The 17,482-nt window shown below is 56.6% G+C and carries 19 protein-coding genes; 8 read left to right on the plus strand and 11 right to left on the minus strand.

Translation table 11 applies throughout. The features are described from left to right. Window positions 1–17: 17 nt before the first annotated feature. The 5 genes from ACYVB2_RS09795 (at window position 18) to ACYVB2_RS09815 (ending at window position 4,351) form a co-directional block, all read left to right on the plus strand. On the plus strand, window positions 18–1,343 hold the full coding sequence (locus tag ACYVB2_RS09795; RefSeq protein WP_382434788.1) for a M48 family metallopeptidase: 1,326 nt from the start codon (window positions 18–20) through the stop codon (window positions 1,341–1,343). After that, on the plus strand, window positions 1,340–2,326 hold the full coding sequence (gene rsgA / locus ACYVB2_RS09800; RefSeq protein WP_382434786.1) for a ribosome small subunit-dependent GTPase A: 987 nt from the start codon (window positions 1,340–1,342) through the stop codon (window positions 2,324–2,326). The genes ACYVB2_RS09795 and rsgA overlap by 4 nt, the downstream gene beginning before the upstream one ends. Window positions 2,327–2,476: 150 nt before the next feature. After that, complete coding sequence (rpsU, locus tag ACYVB2_RS09805) at window positions 2,477–2,689, plus strand: 30S ribosomal protein S21 (RefSeq protein WP_007833691.1); 213 nt, start codon at window positions 2,477–2,479, stop codon at window positions 2,687–2,689. Between the two features lie 113 nt (window positions 2,690–2,802). Continuing rightward, window positions 2,803–3,252, plus strand: a complete 450-nt coding sequence (locus ACYVB2_RS09810) for a GatB/YqeY domain-containing protein (RefSeq protein WP_382434775.1) — start codon at window positions 2,803–2,805, stop codon at window positions 3,250–3,252. 85 nt (window positions 3,253–3,337) lie between these two features. Continuing rightward, complete coding sequence (locus ACYVB2_RS09815; RefSeq protein WP_382434773.1) at window positions 3,338–4,351, plus strand: PDDEXK family nuclease; 1,014 nt, start codon at window positions 3,338–3,340, stop codon at window positions 4,349–4,351. Window positions 4,352–4,355: 4 nt separating this feature from the next. On the opposite strand, the gene pmbA is transcribed toward ACYVB2_RS09815, so the two are convergent. After that, the gene (gene pmbA, locus ACYVB2_RS09820; RefSeq protein WP_382434820.1) at window positions 4,356–5,741 is read right to left on the minus strand and encodes a metalloprotease PmbA; all 1,386 of its coding nucleotides are present in this window, start codon (window positions 5,739–5,741) and stop codon (window positions 4,356–4,358) included. Window positions 5,742–5,913: 172 nt separating this feature from the next. Between pmbA and yjgA the strand changes: the two genes are divergently transcribed. Both yjgA and mog read left to right on the plus strand, forming a co-directional pair. Continuing rightward, window positions 5,914–6,591: a ribosome biogenesis factor YjgA gene (gene yjgA / locus ACYVB2_RS09825; protein WP_382434770.1), complete on the plus strand. Its 678-nt coding sequence runs from the start codon at window positions 5,914–5,916 to the stop codon at window positions 6,589–6,591. Further along, window positions 6,578–7,201 (plus strand): molybdopterin adenylyltransferase, encoded by a 624-nt coding sequence (mog, locus tag ACYVB2_RS09830; RefSeq protein ID WP_382434768.1) that lies wholly within the window; start codon window positions 6,578–6,580, stop codon window positions 7,199–7,201. The genes yjgA and mog overlap by 14 nt, the downstream gene beginning before the upstream one ends. A 19-nt stretch (window positions 7,202–7,220) precedes the next feature. Here mog and ACYVB2_RS09835 read toward each other — a convergent pair whose 3' ends face one another. From ACYVB2_RS09835 to tal, 9 genes are all read right to left on the minus strand, one after another. Continuing rightward, window positions 7,221–7,817 carry a hypothetical protein gene (locus ACYVB2_RS09835; protein ID WP_382434766.1) on the minus strand — a complete coding sequence of 199 codons (597 nt, stop codon included), beginning with the start codon at window positions 7,815–7,817 and terminating at the stop codon, window positions 7,221–7,223. A 72-nt stretch (window positions 7,818–7,889) separates the two neighbouring features. Then, window positions 7,890–8,099 (minus strand): DNA gyrase inhibitor YacG, encoded by a 210-nt coding sequence (locus ACYVB2_RS09840; RefSeq protein WP_382434764.1) that lies wholly within the window; start codon window positions 8,097–8,099, stop codon window positions 7,890–7,892. A gap of 16 nt (window positions 8,100–8,115) precedes the next feature. Next, window positions 8,116–8,871, minus strand: coding sequence for a cell division protein ZapD (gene zapD / locus ACYVB2_RS09845; RefSeq protein WP_382434762.1), 756 nt, complete (start codon window positions 8,869–8,871; stop codon window positions 8,116–8,118). Window positions 8,872–8,943: 72 nt separating this feature from the next. Continuing rightward, window positions 8,944–9,552, minus strand: coding sequence for a dephospho-CoA kinase (coaE, locus tag ACYVB2_RS09850; protein WP_382434760.1), 609 nt, complete (start codon window positions 9,550–9,552; stop codon window positions 8,944–8,946). A gap of 5 nt (window positions 9,553–9,557) precedes the next feature. After that, the gene (locus ACYVB2_RS09855; RefSeq protein ID WP_382434758.1) at window positions 9,558–10,442 is read right to left on the minus strand and encodes a prepilin peptidase; all 885 of its coding nucleotides are present in this window, start codon (window positions 10,440–10,442) and stop codon (window positions 9,558–9,560) included. Next, on the minus strand, window positions 10,442–11,659 hold the full coding sequence (locus tag ACYVB2_RS09860) for a type II secretion system F family protein (protein WP_382434756.1): 1,218 nt from the start codon (window positions 11,657–11,659) through the stop codon (window positions 10,442–10,444). The genes ACYVB2_RS09855 and ACYVB2_RS09860 overlap by 1 nt, the downstream gene beginning before the upstream one ends. 24 nt (window positions 11,660–11,683) lie before the next feature. Further along, window positions 11,684–13,420 (minus strand): type IV-A pilus assembly ATPase PilB, encoded by a 1,737-nt coding sequence (pilB, locus tag ACYVB2_RS09865; RefSeq protein WP_382434754.1) that lies wholly within the window; start codon window positions 13,418–13,420, stop codon window positions 11,684–11,686. A gap of 133 nt (window positions 13,421–13,553) precedes the next feature. Further along, window positions 13,554–15,197 carry a glucose-6-phosphate isomerase gene (gene pgi / locus ACYVB2_RS09870; protein ID WP_382434752.1) on the minus strand — a complete coding sequence of 548 codons (1,644 nt, stop codon included), beginning with the start codon at window positions 15,195–15,197 and terminating at the stop codon, window positions 13,554–13,556. Beyond that, a complete protein-coding gene (gene tal / locus ACYVB2_RS09875; protein ID WP_382434750.1) occupies window positions 15,198–16,145 on the minus strand; it encodes a transaldolase in 948 nt (315 codons plus the stop codon). It abuts the gene before it with no gap. A 158-nt stretch (window positions 16,146–16,303) separates the two neighbouring features. Here tal and ACYVB2_RS09880 point away from each other — a divergent pair, with 158 nt between their 5' ends. After that, window positions 16,304–17,149, plus strand: coding sequence for a MurR/RpiR family transcriptional regulator (locus tag ACYVB2_RS09880; protein ID WP_382434748.1), 846 nt, complete (start codon window positions 16,304–16,306; stop codon window positions 17,147–17,149). A gap of 145 nt (window positions 17,150–17,294) precedes the next feature. Here the strand turns inward: ACYVB2_RS09880 and ACYVB2_RS09885 are convergent. Further along, window positions 17,295–17,482 (minus strand): electron transfer flavoprotein subunit alpha/FixB family protein (locus ACYVB2_RS09885; protein ID WP_382433083.1); only part of this gene is annotated, 188 nt, incomplete at its 5' end.

Consider the following 17,482-nt stretch of genomic DNA (forward strand, 5'->3'; position numbering starts at 1 on the left):
CCCTACACTCCCGCCCCATGCCTGCTGCTCCTTCTGCTTTTTTGACGCCCGCCTTGGCACTGAGCATGGCCTTTGCGGCTGCGCTGGTGTTGGGCCTGCTGCTCAAGTTTTGGTTGGCCTCGCGCCAGATTCGCCATGTGGCCCGCCACCGCAATGCCGTGCCTGCGGCTTTTGCTGGACACATCAGCTTGGCGGCGCACCAAAAGGCAGCCCGCTATACCTTGGCTAAAGCCCAACTGGGGCTGATAGAGATGGCACTGGGTGCTGCCGTGCTCTTGGGGTGGACACTGCTGGGTGGGCTCAATGCACTCAACCACGGTTTGCTGGAGTGGCTCGGCGGGGGCATGGTGCAGCAATTGGCACTGCTGGCCTGCTTTGTGCTGATCGGCAGTTTGATAGAGCTGCCACTGACGCTGTACCAAACCTTTGTCATTGAACAACGCTTTGGCTTTAACCAAATGACTTGGCGCTTATGGCTGGCCGATGCCCTCAAGTCCACGCTGGTCGGTGTGGTGATTGGGCTGCCATTGGCAGCCACTGTCCTGTGGCTCATGGGGGCGGCTGGCCCCTGGTGGTGGCTGTGGGCCTGGGGCTTGTGGATGGGTTTTAACCTGTTGTTGATGGTGATTTACCCGATGTGGATTGCCCCCCTGTTCAACCAGTTTCAGCCATTGAACGATGAGGCACTCAAAACCCGTGTTACCGCATTGATGGAGCGTTGTGGTTTCAAAGCACAAGGGTTGTTTGTTATGGATGGCAGCCGCCGCAGCGCCCATGCCAATGCTTACTTTACGGGCTTTGGCGCGGCCAAGCGGGTGGTGTTTTATGACACCCTGCTGCGCCAACTCACCCCTGGCGAAGTCGAGGCTGTGCTGGCCCATGAGTTGGGGCACTTTCACCACCGCCATATCGCCAAGCGCATGGTGATGTTGTTTGCCTTGAGTCTGGTGGGCTTTGCACTGTTGGGCTGGTTAGCCACACAGGCATGGTTTTATACCGGATTGGGCGTACAACCGAGCTTGGCCTTGCTGGTGCCCAGCGCCTCAGCCGCGCCCAACGATGCGTTGGCGCTGTTGTTGTTTTTGTTGGTAGTGCCGGTGTTTACGGTGTTTCTGGGGCCATTGTTGGCGCAATTCTCGCGCCGAGACGAGTTTCAGGCCGATGCCTATGCCATGCGCCAAGCCAACGGCGCCGATTTGGCCAGCGCCTTGCTCAAGCTCTACAAAGACAACGCCTCCACGCTTACCCCCGACCCGGTGTACGTGCGGTTTTATTACTCCCATCCACCCGCCAGTGAACGACTGGCCCGGATGCCTTTGGTACCACCACAGACAGCGGCATGACCTCTCATCGGCAAAAAAAAGCTTCGGCCCTGGCCTTCACCAGTGGTGAACGCAGCGCGCTCCTTTCAGGGCTGGTGGTCGCCAGTCATGGCCGCCACTGCATGGTAGAAACTCCCGATGGTCAGCGCCGTATCTGCCACCCTCGCGGCAAAAAAAGCCAAGCCGTGGTGGGCGATACAGTGCTGTGGCAAGCCCCGCCCCCCGGCCAAGGCGAGGAAGGCACGATCGAGAAAGTACAGGAGCGGCGCAACCTCTTTTACCGCCAAGACGAAATTCGCACCAAATCGTTTGCCGCCAACCTCGATCAGGTGTTGATCTTGATTGCTGCCGAGCCGGTGTTTTCAGAAAGTCAATTGGCGCGTGCGCTGGTGGCAGCAGAAGCCGCCCACATTACGCCGCTGATTGCGTTGAACAAGCGCGATTTGACCGTACCGTTTGCTGCTGCTTGGGAGCGGCTGCAACCTTACCGTGACATGGCAAGCCATGAGAGGCCACGCCACTACCCAGTGCTGGGGCTGTCTCTCCACACCAATGCACCAGCCCAGCGGGCCGAGTTACTGCCTTATTTGGAAGGTAAAACCACGCTGGTGCTGGGGCCGTCGGGGTCAGGCAAGAGCACCCTGATCAACCTGCTAGTGCCGGGAGCCACCGTGCTGACGGGGGAGATATCGCAGGCGCTCAATTCTGGCAAACACACCACGACCAGTACGGCGCTGTATTGGGTGGATGAGCAACGCAGCACCGCCTTGATTGACTCACCCGGCTTTCAGGAGTTTGGCTTGCAACACATTGCCCCTATGCAACTGGCGGCCTATATGCCCGACATTGCTGCCCATGCCACGCACTGCAAGTTTTACAACTGCACGCATCTGCACGAGCCTGGTTGTGGTGTGTTGTCTGCATTGCATGCGGGCCATATCAGCGCCAACCGCTACCGCATTTATGGCGATCTTTTTGCCGAACTGGGCCAAACACGCTATTGAACCCAAAGACGCAATCGCTATAATGTCCGGCTTTGCTGGCATCACCCCGTCGGCCAATACTAGTTACGAGACGGGGAACCCGCCATGCAAGGTCTTGAGGCCCGATCTCCCCAAGACCCTCTGCGGGCATATTTTGGAAAACATTAGCTAATGACCACCATCCGTGTAAAAGAAAACGAACCCTTTGATGTTGCTCTGCGCCGCTTCAAGCGCACCATCGAAAAACTGGGCCTGTTGACCGACCTGCGCGCCCGCGAGTTCTACGAAAAGCCCACTGCCGAGCGCAAGCGCAAGAAGGCTGCTGCTGTTAAGCGCCACTACAAGCGTGTGCGCTCCATGCAGTTGCCCAAGAAGCTGTACTGATTGTCGCCGGCCCTGTGCCGACACCACCCGCGCTAGGGACGCCGAGCGCGGGTTTTTTGTTTTCAGAATGGGCCAGGAGCCACCCCAGCATTGTTGATTTTTAGGAGATAGCCATGAGCCTCAAAGACCAAATCACCGAAGACATGAAAACCGCCATGCGCGCCAAAGACAGCGAGCGCCTGGGCACGATTCGCCTGCTGCTGGCCGCCCTCAAGCAAAAAGAGGTGGATGAGCGCGTGGTGCTGGACGATGCTGCCGTGGTGGCGGTCGTGGACAAACTGGTCAAACAGCGCAAAGACAGTATTGCGGCCTTTGAGCAAGCCGCCCGCCAAGACCTGGCCGACAAAGAAAAGTCCGAACTGGCGGTGCTGCAAACCTACCTGCCCCAGCGCATGTCACCGGAAGAAATCACCGCCGCTGTGCGAGCCATTGTGGCCGAACTGGGCGCTAAAGGCCCAGGCGATATGGGCAAGGTGATGGGTGCAGTGAAGACCCAACTGGCGGGCAAGGCTGATATGGGGCAAGTCTCCAGCGCCGTGAAGGCTGCTTTGACGAACATCTAATAACAGCCACAAACCGCGTTCCATCTACACTGGCAGGCTTTCACAGATTTGGCGTGCAACTCCCCCCTGCACGCACATTCAACCCATGCCCTTGTATCGCTGTAATGCCTGCGGCTATGTCGCCGAAGAAAACATCACCCCTGTAGGCAAGTCCATGTCCTGCAACCGTTGCGCTCAACCCGTAACGGTGTTTGGTACGGTGTTCTATGTAGAAAAGCTGTTAGAGCGTTATACCGAAATTCGGCGTGAGTTGCAGGCTCTGCGGGCTTTAGAGACGCCACGGGTAGTAAATCCTCCCCTTGCACCAGAAGAAAGAGTAGCACCTGCCACCGCTACACAGAAAGCAACAGAAACCAATTTAGCTACTCTGGCCCAACACGCACCATTGCAGGCTTGGTTCCAATCGCACCAGTTGCAGGTAGATTTTGATATTGAAAATGTCAATACAGCAGGCTACTTTGACGAAGCGGCGCAGGCTTTTGGCACACGCTATGAGCTGTTTGGTGAACTGATCGGCCGTGTCTGTTGGAGTTACCGCAAGGCACATACGGGTTTAAATCTGGAATTAGCCCGTCTACCCCAAAAGGATGCACAAGCCATTAACCAGTTGTGCCGCAACCTCTACGAACACACCTTTTTTTCACGTTATCACTACCAAAAACCAGAAAAAATTGTCCGTCTGAGCTTGCAATCTGCTCCGGCGGTGCGCCGCTTCTTTGAGGGGGGATGGCTAGAATGGTTTGCTTTGATGGAGGTACTCGCGGTTTGGAATACCCATCAACCACGTTTATCCTTATCGGTTGCACGTGGTGCGCGTATTAAGTTTGCGAATGAAGATTTGCAAGAGTTGGACGTGTTAGCACTGTCCGGCAACCACGCCCCGGTGTGTATTGAATGCAAAACTGGCGAATTCCGCCGAGATCTTGATAAGTTGCTGCGCTTGCGCAAGCGACTGGGCATTCCCCGTGAACGCTTCATCATCTGCGCTCTGGATTTGGATGATGCGCAAGCCAGCAGCCTCAATGCCATGTATGACATGAGTTTCGTCACACTGAGCACGCTGCGGCCCCACTTGCAGCACCTGTGCAGCGGCCAGTGATTTCTTAACTCCCTGCCACCTTCATCCGGTTGATCAGCAGCGAACCCACGGTTTTAGCGCCGTGGTTGTAAACATCAGCCCCAATGGCCTCAATGCCTTTGAACATATCTTTCAGATTGCCCGCAATCGTGATCTCGTGCACCGGAAAGGCAATCTGGCCATTTTCTACCCAGAAGCCACTGGCTCCGCGTGAATAGTCGCCAGTAACGTAATTGACGCCCTGGCCCATCAGTTCAATGACAAACAGGCCTGTGCCCAGTTTTTGCAGCATAGTGGTCAGGTCGTCGCCCCCCTTGGTGCGCCGCGATGCCATGACCAAATTGTGCGAACCACCGGCATTGCCAGTGGTTTTCATGCCCAGTTTGCGCGCTGAATAACTCGACAGAAAATAACCCTGCACCCGTCCAGCCTCTACCACCTTGCGCGGGGCTACGCGCACCCCCTCTTCATCAAAAGGCGAGCTGCCCTTGCCGCGCAGCATAAACGGGTCTTCCAAGATATCGATGTGTTTGGGAAACACCTGTTTACCCAGCGAATCGAGCAAAAATGTGCTTTTGCGATACAACGCCCCACCGCTAATGGCTTGCACAAAACCACCCAACAAGCCAGCGGCCAGTGTCGATTCAAACAGTACCGGGCATTCAGTAGTGGCAATTTTGCGGCTGCCTAAACGGCTAAGGGCACGCTCAGCAGCGTAACGCCCTACAGCCACCGGAGATGCCAAATCAGCAGCATCGCGCATGGAGCTATACCATGCATCGCGCTGCATTTCTGCATTACGCCCTGGCAACGAGGCAATCGGTGCCACCGAAATGCTGTGGCGCGAGGTGGCATAGCCGCCCCGAAAGCCATGCGTATGGGCGCTGAAAAAATGGCTTTGCTGTGCTGAAACACCAGCCCCTTCGCTGTTGGTGATGCGCTTGTGCGTGGCAAGAGCGGCGGCTTCGCATTCCATCGCCAAATGTGCAGCCTCCTCGCTGCTCAACACCCAAGGGTGGAACAGATCCAGATCACGGTGACTGGCAGGTGGGGCAATATCGGCCTCGTCGGGCAGCCCGGCCACAGGGTCTTCTGCCGTGAAGCGGGCAATGTCGTACGCCGCTTGCACCGTACGCTCCACGGCGGCAGGCGAAAAATCCGAAGTGCTGGCATTGCCGCGTCGGTGGCCGACATAGACGGTGATGCCTAAAGACTTGTCTCGGTTGCGCTCTACTGTTTCCAGCTCGCCTTTGCGCACATTGACGGATAGACCGCAGCCTTCAGAGGCTTCAGCCCCAGAATCGGTGGCACCAATTTTTTTGGCATGGGCCAACGCGCTATCAACCAAACCTTCAAAGAAAGAACGGCTGTAGCTAAACCCCGTCTCGGGCTGATCGGCATGGTGCGGCATAGGGTGGACAGACTTGGCCGTTGGTTCGGCACGGCGGGAAGGGGAAGCGGCAGAGCGTGTGGGTTTCATGACCCGGCTATGATACTTGCGCCCGCCCCCGGCCCTGTATGACCGGGTGGTGGGGGTGTTGGGCTGCCACATCGCCACTACACCTTTTCTCCCGGATTTCACCATGTCACGCAAACCCAAAAAAGGCTACTTTGTCAAAGGCCATTTTGTTGCCGAAGGCAGCGAACTGGATCTTGAACTCAAGGCCGAACTCAAAGGCACCCACGATGCCAGTCGCACCGACCTCAAACGCGAAAGCGATGCCCTGCAAGATTTGGGCAAGGACTTACTGACATTACGCGCTGATTTGTTCCAGCGCATCGGGCTGCCAGACAAGCTGGCAGACGCCTTGGCCGAGGCCCGTCGCATCACCAACTTTGAAGGCAAACGCCGCCAGATGCAGTTTGTGGGCAAACTGATGCGCAAGCTCGATGAAGACGTGGTGGCAGCGGCTCGGGCCGCCCTAGAAGAACAACGCAATGGCTCTGCTGCCGACAAGCTCTTGCTGCACCAAGCAGAGCACTGGCGTGATCTGCTGATTGCCCAAGATACGGCCCAAGCGCAGTGGATTGCACAATATCCTGGCACCGATATCCAACAACTGCGGGCGCTGATTCGACAAGCCCGCAAAGATGCACCATCTGCACACGACGCCACCGTGGCCGAAGCACAGGGATTGGCACCACGCAAGGGCCGGGCTTACCGTGAACTGTTTGCACTGGTGCGCGAACAGATCAACGCAACACACACAGAGACCCACGGCAGCGCCCCATCGGATGACCCAGCCCATGCGGCCGATTGAAAACGCCCCCCCTACGGCCTCCAACAGCCATGACCCGGTGGTGATTGGCCTGGTTTCGATCAGCGACCGGGCCAGCACTGGCATTTACCCAGACCAAGGTTTGCCTGCACTGCAAGAGTGGTTGACGCGCGCCCTGAAAAATCCTGTGGTGTTCAAGCCACGTCTGATTCCCGATGAACAAGACACCATCAGCGCAGTGCTGATAGAGCTGGTGCGGGAGGGCTGCTGCTTGGTGTTGACCACAGGAGGCACAGGCCCGGCCCTGCGCGATGTAACACCCGAGGCCACCTTGGCTGTGGCACACAAGGTGTTACCGGGCTTTGGTGAGCAAATGCGCCAGATCAGCCTGCAATTTGTACCCACTGCCATTTTGTCGCGCCAAGTGGCCGTGGTGCGCGACCAATGCCTGATTGTCAATTTGCCCGGCCAACCCAAAGCCATTGCCCAAACGCTAGAGGGGCTGAAGGACGACACTGGACAACAACTGCGCATACCTGGCATTTTTGCTGCGGTGCCCTATTGCATTGATCTGATTGGCGGCCCGTATTTAGAGACACATCCGGCCGTGTGCCCTGCCTTTCGGCCACAGAGCGCACAGCGGCCCTCATAACGGTTGGTAATGGCAGGTATCAGGAGACAAATACCGGATCAGAAAACACCAGCGTGCCATCTTTGCGCACCATTAAATTGTCGGCCTTGAGGATGTCGGGTAGCAGTTGGTACTCTTCAATAAACGCAGACAAAGCCTTGAGTGCCGATTGCATTTGCTCATCCCAAGACGGAGTCTCTCCTGTGGTCAAGTGGTACATGGCCATTCGGCCCATGCACGCCCCCAACTGATTCCAGCGCCTGCACCCTTCCCAGTAGGCCTTGGTTAATTGGTTAGCCACAATGGCCGCTTGCGATTCTGGGGTCAATGGATACAGGCGTTCCATCTCCAAGAGGTAAAAGCGATAGCCCGATTGTGCTTGACCAATATCACCGTGGTCGACATAAACGACCGGAAAATGCTTGCCTTGGGGGCGGTCTTTGGCGGTATGCAACCAGTAATCGGCCGGGGAACTCACTATTTTGTAAACCCGCTCACCATCACCTTTGTCCAGCACAATCGAATATTGTCCACGGCCAAGCTCTTGTTTGCCATCAAGCAGCGGATGCGCAGGCACTGGGTCTGGCAATACATCGGCGGCATAGGTTGCCGCAGTACCGAAACCGAAATTGACCACGAGACAATCCTCCCCGTAGCCAGAAGGTTACCTGAATATGCACCACTGTAGTGCATTTCAGTGCAACACCGTTCAGGTGTGCAATGGTGGCATGTCTGCGGTACTTTCCATCGTCTCCGGCAGGCCAAAGCGTTCACTGGCCCAAGCCCCTAAATCCGTCAGCTTGCAACGTTGGCTACAAAAGGGCCGCCACGCATTGGTAGGGCCATAAAGGCTTGGCCCCTGACAGGCAGGGCAGGTAACAATGCGCTCGGCTGATGGGTGGGGCAGAGGCGAGGACATGGGTGTTTTCTTATTCTCAGGCACAGAGGGAGAGTTCAAATGATGCGTCCTCGGTACTGGGCAGCAATTGCCCATCGCTTTGCAATTGCATCATGCGCACCGAGACCCGCAGCCGATTGCCACTGATTTCTGGGATGATGCCCAGCGCCGGGTCAATCGCCAGACGCAGCAATTGGAAGCTACGCCCCTGAGGAAGATTTTGCTGAAAATTGCCTTGCAGGGCCGCCATTTTTTGAGGCACCCCAGTATCGCGCAGTAACTGCATCAGCACATAAATAGACTCTGCCAGAGGCGCCAGCGTTGCCGTCCACTCTTGCAAGGCTTTCTGGCGCACACCAGATTCGGCACATTGCCAAGCGTGGTAGCTGGGCAGGTCAAAACCACAGGTACCTCCGGGGATACCCATGCGGCTGCGCAAAGTCATGAGCCAGTCGTTCTCCATCAGTGACTGCCCCGTACGGCCTGTTTGCTCATTGAGTGCAGCAAAGCAGCGTTCTAGCTGCGCCAATACGGCATCCAAGGCTTTTTCTGAAATGGCCGGATTGCCCCGGTAGCTCTCGAGCAGCTGTTTTTGCTTCTCGATGTCTTTGAGCACATCGGTTTTTAAATCGGTGCGCGCACCTACTTCGATGATTTCAAAGATGGTTGCCAGCGCAAAGTGGTGATCCAGCGGATGGCTGCGGGGAATCAGCTCACCTAGACGGCGAAAGAGCTGCTCCAACCGCAGGTAAGTGCGGATACGTTCGTTGAAGGGATATTCGTAGAGGATCACACTGCCGGGTTTCTGAGAAAGAGAGCGCACACCGCCAGAGCAGCCTAGTGGCTGGTTGGGCGAAGCCTTCGATCATAGCCCGAACCGTTGAACCAGTGCAGACACCTGCTGGCGCAGCGCATCCAGTGTGAGACCATCGTTGCACAGCACCATGTCGGCATGGGCCAATCGCTCCTGACGGTTGGCCTGAGCCGCCAAGATGCGCTCAATTGCAGCTCTCTCTAGGCCATTGCGGGCCATGACCCTGGCGATCTGTGTTTCTGGGTGGCAATCCACCACCAGCACCGCATTGAGTCGGGCTGCCCAGTGCTTAGACTCGACCAACAAGGGAATATCGAACACGACCAAGGGCGCACCAGCATTCAACGCAGTTTGGGCACGCTCTTGAGAAAACCGTGCAACCAGCGGATGGATGATGGCCTCCAATTGTTGGCGGGCGGATGCTTGGGCGAAAACATGAATCCGCATTTTCTCCCGGTCAAGGGCACCACGGGCATCGACAAATTGGCTGCCAAATACCTGGGCAATGGCGGGCATGGCAAATCCTCCTGGCCCGGTGACTTCACGCACAATTTGGTCAGCATCAATCAAGGCAGCACCATGTTCTGCCAACATCTGCCCTACAGTGCTCTTACCACTGCCAATGCCTCCAGTCAGGCCCAAGCGTCTGGGACGTTGCATCACCATCACAGCCCCAAAGCGCCCAAGATATTTTGTAAGACAACCTGTGGCCCCCAGACCAAGGCGATCAAGCCAGCACCGACCAAAAAGGGGCCAAAGGGCACATAACCCCCTTCGCGCAACGAGCTAGCCAGTTTGAGGGCAATGCCCACCACCGCACCAACCACAGAAGCCATCAGGATCAGTGGCACCAATGCCTGCCAGCCAAACCAAGCACCCAGTGCAGCAAACAGCTTGAAATCTCCATAGCCCATGCCTTCTTTGCCCGTGGCGAGCTTAAAAGCCCAATACACCAGCCACAGTGATAAATAACCTGCTGCAGCCCCCACCACGCTGTTGAACAGCGACACATTGATCCATTGCAACGCCGATGCCAACAGCCCCGCCCACAGCAAGGGCAAGGTCAAATCGTCGGGTAACAGGGTTGTATCCCAGTCAATGAAGGCCAGCGCCACCAATGTGGCAGAGAAGCCGCACCAAGCCAATCCGGTAGGTGTCAGACCCCAGTGCTTCACACAGAAGAAGAAAAGGGCTGCAGTGAACAACTCCACCACTGGATAACGCAAGCTGATGCCGGTTTTGCAGTCAGAACAGCGCCCACGCAAGGCCAGATAACTCAGTACCGGAATGTTTTCATACCATTGCACTGGGTGCCCGCACGAGGGGCAGCGCGAACGCGGCGTCCAGAGGTTGAATTTCTCTGGCTCGGTTGCTAGAGCAGTGCTTACAGCTGCTGTGGGAGAGAGGTGGGCCACATAGTCGGCACACTCTGCCGCCCATTGCTGCTCCATCATTTTCGGCAGTCGATGAATGACCACATTCAAAAAGCTGCCCACCAGCAACCCCACCACACCCAACAATATGGCATCCAGCCAAGGATCGATACCCATCAGACCACCTGTCCCAACTTGAAGATGGGCAGGTACATCGACACCACAATGCCGCCAATCAAGCCACCCAAAAATACAATAATGATCGGCTCCATCAGGCTAGACAAGCCAGCCACCATTTCATCGACTTCTTCTTCATAAAAATCGGCGGCCTTGCCCAGCATGTGGTCAATCGAACCCGATTCTTCACCAATGGCACACATCTGTATCACCATCGATGGAAACACATTGGCATTGGCCATGGCTGCCGTCAAACTGGTACCAGTAGACACCTCTTGCTGAATTTTCTCTGTGGCCATTGAATAGACCGAGTTGCCCGCAGCCCCCCCCACTGAGTCCAAAGCTTCTACCAGTGGTACACCAGCGGCAAACATGGTGGACAGGGTACGCGTCCAGCGAGCGACCGCTGATTTTTCAATCAAGACACCAAAAATTGGCATCTTCAACAATGCCCTGTCCATGAACATCTGCACCTTCTCGCTGCGTTGCCACGCCTGCATGAAGAAATAGAAGCCACCGCCAAGCACGCCAAAAATCAGCCACCACCATGTGACAAAAATCTCACTCACACCCATCACAAACAGGGTGGGGGCAGGTAAATCTGCCCCAAACGATGTGAACACCTGTTTGAAGGCGGGAATCACAAAAATCATGATCACCGTCACCACCACAAAGGCCACAATCACCACCGAGATGGGGTACATCAGTGCCGATTTGATTTTGCCCTTGATGGCCTCGGTCTTTTCCATATACATGGCCAGCCGGTCGAGCAGGGCCTCCAAAATACCGGCGGCCTCGCCCGCCTCTACCAAATTGCAGTAGAGGCTATCAAAATAGAGCGGGTATTTGCGAAAGGCGGCATTGAGTGACGTACCGGTTTCAACGTCGGCACGGATGTCATTAAGCAACTTGCCCACGCTGGGGTTGGTGTTGCCACGCCCCACAATATCAAAGGCTTGCAACAGTGGCACACCAGCCTTCATCATGGTGGCCATTTGGCGGGTAAACAGGGCAATGTCTTTGGGTTTGATCTTTTTACCCGCACTCATGCGCCGCTTTTTGATCTTGCTGGGCAAGATCCCTTGGCGGCGCAGCATGGCCTGTACCTGGTTTTCGCCAGAGGCACGGGTCTCGCCACGCACGATCTTGCCGTGGCGATCTTTTCCCTCCCACTCGAAAACAAAGTCTTTGATCCCCTGTGATGCAGCGGTCGCCATGGCGCTCCCTCGGTTGTGCAGTGTTTATAGATTGGTGACGGCCAACACCTCTTCCAGCGAGGTCAGCCCCGCCTTGACCTTATGCAAGCCAGATTCACGTAAGGAACGCACCCCTTCTGCCTTGGCCTGTGCCGCAATGTCCATCGCGCTGCCGTCGCGCAGGATAATGCGCTGAATTTCTTCAGAAATTGGCATCACTTGGTAGATACCTACCCGACCTTTGTAACCGTTGTTGCAAGCCGAACAACCCACGGCCTTATACGGCGCCCAAGAACCGTCCAGCTCTTCGTCAGTAAACCCCGCGTCAAGCAAGGCTTCGTGGGGAATGTCGGCAGGCGCCTTGCACTGTGGGCACAGGCGCCGCGCCAAACGCTGGGCGGTAATCAAGATAACGCTGGAGGCAATGTTGAACGGAGCGATGCCCATATTGCGCATCCGGGTGAGCGTGGTGGGCGCATCATTGGTATGCAGTGTAGAGAGCACCAAGTGACCAGTCTGGGCCGCCTTGATGGAGATGTCAGCCGTTTCCAGATCGCGAATTTCCCCCACCATAATGATGTCTGGGTCTTGGCGCAAGAAAGATTTGAGCGCCGCCGCAAACGTCAATCCCGCTTTTTCGTTGACGTTGACTTGGTTGACACCGGGTAAGTTGATTTCAGACGGGTCTTCAGCCGTTGCAATGTTGACGCCGGGCTGGTTGAGCAGGTTCAAACAGGTATAGAGCGACACGGTCTTGCCCGAGCCAGTAGGCCCAGTGACCAAAATCATGCCGTAGGGTCGGCCAATAGCGTGCAGTAGGCGGGCTTTTTCTTCCGGGTCGTAGCCCAAGGCATCGATGCCCATTTTGGCACTGCTGGGGTCCAAAATACGGATCACGATCTTTTCACCAAACAAGGTGGGCAAGGTGCTGACCCGGAAATCAATCACCCGGTCTGGCCCCACTTTGAGTTTCATACGGCCATCTTGCGGAATACGCTTTTCGGAGATGTCTAGGCGCGAAATCACCTTGATCCGCGAGGCCAGCTTGTCTTTGATGGCAATGGGTGGCGAGGCGATCTCGCGCAGTTCTCCGTCAATACGAAAGCGCACCCGGTATTGGTGCTCATAGGGTTCAAAGTGCAAATCTGAAGCCCGCATATTGAACGCATCGATCAGCATCTTGTGCAGGAACTTGACGATGGGAGCGTCTTCAACTTCAGCGCCAGCGTTGTCTTGGCTCTCTGGTGCCGCCTCTACCGGAACGTCGTCAAATTCAAAATCACCACTGCTGTTGAGGGCTTCTAGGGACTCGCTGGTACTCTTGCTGTTGGTATCGACCAATGCACTGAGTTTGTCGTATTCAGCAATAACCCAGTCCACCCCCATCTGGGTAGTGAATTTGATTTTTTCGGCGGCTTCTTGATCGGTTGGATCTGCCGAGGCAATGATGAGCCGGTTGCTGCGTTTGGCCAGCACCACCACACGGTAGGCACTGCAAATTTTGGCGTCCAACAGATCTTTGGGCAAACGCAGGGGGTCTACTGCACCCAAGTCTAGCAAGGGGGCGCCAAAGACTGAAGATACCGCATGGGCCAAATCTGCGGCAGAGATGGCCCCCGAGCCTGTCAGTTCAGCAATGAAACTGGTGCGGCTGGCCTGCGACTTGCGATAGATGTCTTCGGCAACCTTCTGCGTCAGTTTTCCTGCAGAAATGAGCGCCCGTCCCAAACCTGGGAGTGCAACTGTTGCAGGATCTTTGAGGGTGGTGTCAACAGCGGCCATGGAACCGGAAGGGGTAAGAATTGAGCAGTCATGGTATCACCGCCCATCAGCCTGCAATCGGCCAATCAAAGGGGTGGGCGGGGTGCTTTTGCGTTCTCATTTTTGCGGCCCCTGGCCGGTATATTGGTACCGATCATGGAAGAGGCTCGCATGGCTGCTGTTGTCCGCTTCGCAGACGCCGCAACAAGCCAGCGGTCGCACCATCCAAACCCTGCGCATCACCACTGGCCAAGCGGGGTTCGAGGTTGGAGGCCAGTTGCTTGCCCAGTTCTACACCCCATTGATCAAAACTGTTGATACCCCACAGCGAGCCGCTGACAAATACCCGGTGCTCATACAGTGCCAGCAAGGCACCCAGCGAGGTGGCATTGAGGCGCTCCAACAACAGCACCGTGCTGGGCCGGTTGCCGCTGAAGTGACGGTGCCCACAGGCACTGTCGCGTCCCAACATCAGGGCTTGGGCTTGGGCCAAGGCATTGGCTACCAAGCGTGAATGTTGTTCAGGCAAATCCCGGCCGCCTTGGCGCAAAACGATGAATTCCACCGGAATGATGTCTTTTCCTTGGTGGATCATCTGGAAAAAAGCATGTTGACCATTGGTGCCTGGCTCTCCCCAAACCACAGGCGAGGTGGCATAGGGCAGTGCTTGTCCACGCCAGTCCACGCCTTTGCCATTGCTCTCCATTTCCAGCTGTTGCAAGTACGCAGACAAGCGGCGCAAACCGTGGCTATAGGGAGCAATACACCGGCTGCTAAAGCCATGAAAGTTGCGGTACCAAATGTCTAACAGCCCCAGACGCACTGGCAAATTGTGTTCTAACGGTGCGGTATAAAAATGCTCATCCATTGCATGGGCACCCGCCAACAGCTGTTGGAACATCTTGCTGCCTACGGCAATGGCAATCGGTAACCCAATGGCTGACCACAATGAAAAACGGCCACCCACCCAATCCCAAAATCCAAAGGTGGTCGTGATACCAAAGCCCCGGGCTGCATCTACATTGGTGCTCAGGGCAACAAAATGGCGGGCCAACGGCAGATCGGCATTGGTGTCGGTGCTGCCGCCGTGGGCCAAGAACCAGTCACGGGCCGCATGGGCGTTGACCATCGTTTCTGCGGTAGTGAAGGTTTTGGAGGCAATCAAAAACAGCGTGCTCTCTGGCCGCAAGCGGCGCAACAAGCTACCCAGCTCCATGCCATCGACATTGGAGACAAAATGCACCCGCTGACCTGCTTGCCAATGCTCTTCCAACGCCGTCACGGCCATCGATGGCCCCAGCCCAGAGCCACCAATGCCAATGCTGACAATATCGGTAATACGTGCATCTTGGCGTACGCTGTCAGCGTAGGACAGCATCGCCTGCAATGTGCGGTGAACATCACGCCCAGCCTGGGCTATGAATGGGGCGGCATCCGCCCCACCGAGGGGGGGGACGGGTTGGCGCAGGAGGTGGTGCAACACCGCACGCTGCTCTGTGGTGTTGATGGGCTCGCCCATCCACATAGCTTGGCGCTGCTGCTCTAGCCCACACTGGCGGGCCAGATCCAGCAGCAGTGCCTCCGTGGCGTGATCGATGCGGTTGCGCGAGAGATCGGCAAAAACATGGGGTGCCTCTTGACTGAAGGCACGATAACGGGCTGGATCGGCCGCAAAGGCACCACGCACATCAAAGTGGCGGCCTGTCGCTTCAAAATGCGCCTGCAAAGCAACCCAAGCCGGGGTGTGGTCACAGCGTGTGCGTTGATCCCGGAAAATATCTTGCTCCAGTGCTGGCATTTAGGCCGCCAGCATCAACTGTTCCAATTTGACGGCATCTGCAGCAAATGCACGGATGCCTTCGGCCAGTTTTTCGGTGGCCATCGCATCGGCATTGAGGGCGTAGCGGAAACCAGCCTCGTCATAGTTCACCACAGGCAAGTGAAGCGTCTGGGCTGCCTGGGCGTCCAGCGTGCGCGCCAAAGGTGCATCGGTGGCGGCCAATTGGGCCAACAGTTCTGGCGCAATGGTGAGCAAATCGCAACCGGCCAGTGCCGTGATCTGGCCCACATTGCGAAAACTCGCCCCCATCACTTCGGTGGCAATACCAAAATGCTTGTAGTGTTGATAGATGGCGCGTACCGATTGCACGCCGGGGTCGTTGGCCCCTGCCATAGCGGCCTCGTCCCAATTGCTGCCGGCCTGTTTTTTGTACCAATCGTAGATGCGTCCCACAAAGGGCGAGATCAATTGCACCTTGGCCTGACCACAGGCCACAGCTTGTGCAAAGGAGAACAGCAGCGTCAAGTTGGTGTGGATGCCACGTTGCTCCAGATGGCGGGCCGCTTCAATACCTTCCCAAGTGGCGGCAATTTTGATCAATACACGGTCGATGTGAACACCTTGGGCCTGGTACAGCTCGATGATGCGCTCGGCACGGGTGATAGTGGCGCTGGTGTCAAAACTCAGGCGGGCATCTACTTCGGTAGAAACACGGCCTGGAATGAGCGACAAAATTTCGCAACCAAAACGCACCAACAGGCGATCCATGATTTCGCCCAAATCTCGGCCACGCCACTGCTGCACTGTATCTTGCAGCAAGGGGGCATATTCGCTTTTTTGTACGGCCTTGAGAATCAACGATGGATTGGTGGTGGCATCTTGTGGCCTGAATTGCGCCAGCTGGTGAAAATCGCCGGTATCGGCCACCACGGTGGTGAACTGTTTGAGTGCGTCGAGCTGGTTCATGGCAAAGGACAAGTCAAATCGGACAAAACCCGGCACCGTAGTGCGGATGCAGCAAGCCCGCAAGTGTATGCGCGCAGGTGGGCGGCATGGAGGATGCCGGGGCCGAAAGACGGTTACATTGGCCCACCTTGCCTGCATGGCGTGCGCCTCTTTTTTCTATGTTGGACCGGATTGCTGCCTCTCTTTCTTCACTGGCCCCTGCCGAGCAGCGCGTGGCGCGTTTGGTACTGGCAGATGCACGACTCTTCGCCCGATTGCCCGTACGCGAGTTGGCAGCCCGCGCTCAGGTGAGCAAACCCACCGTGGTGCGCTTTTGCCGCAGTATGGGTTACGACGGATTGGCCGACTTCAAACTCAAATTGGTGGGCAGCGTGAGTGAGGGCGTACCTTTCATCCATCGCAGTGTGGATGCCGATGACAAGACGGGCGATGTATTGGTCAAGGTGGTAGACAACGCAGTAGCCGCCTTTTTGCAATACCGCAATGCGGCCAGCACGGTACTGATGGAGCGGGCCGCAGAGGCCATTGCAGCGACGTGGAAAACGGGGCGTCGCATCGAGTTTTATGGCGCAGGCAATTCGGGCATCGTGGCACAGGATGCACAGCACAAATTCTTTCGGTTGGGCATTACCAGTCTGGCCACCAGCGACGGCCACATGCAGGTGATGAGTGCTACGCTGCTGGGGCCAGGTGACTGTGCGGTCATCATCTCCAATTCGGGCCGCACCCGTGACCTGATGGACGCCGCCGACATTGCACGCAAGAAGGGTGCTACAACCATTGCCATCACGGCCAGCGGCTCACCCTTGGCAGCCGCCTGTGCCGTCCATCTGGCGGCTGACCACCCAGAAGGCTATGACCGCTACAGCCCGATGGTGTCGCGCCTGTTGCACCTACTGGTGATTGATGTGCTGGCTACTTGCGTGGCGCTGCGCATCGGGCCTGCTTTGCAACCGCTGTTACAGCAAATGAAAGACAACCTGCGCGCCAAGCGTTATGCCTGAGCCCAGCGCCACACCCCGACAGGTGGCACCAACGAAAGCAGGTGATGCCTAGATGGGCCGCTAGCACCTGCAAAGCGGGTGCTAGCGGCCTGTGGCGGTGCGCAGTGTGAGACCGTGGAGCAGTTTTTCTGGAGTAGGGACTGGCTCAGAGTGCCTGAGCCAGCTCCGGCACGGCCTGGAACAAATCCGCCTCCAACCCATAGTCCGCCACGCTAAAAATCGGCGCCTCCGGGTCTTTGTTGATCGCCACAATCACCTTGCTGTCCTTCATCCCCGCCAAATGCTGGATCGCCCCCGAGATTCCGCAGGCAATATACAGCTGGGGCGCCACAA

Source organism: Giesbergeria giesbergeri (assembly GCF_054779375.1).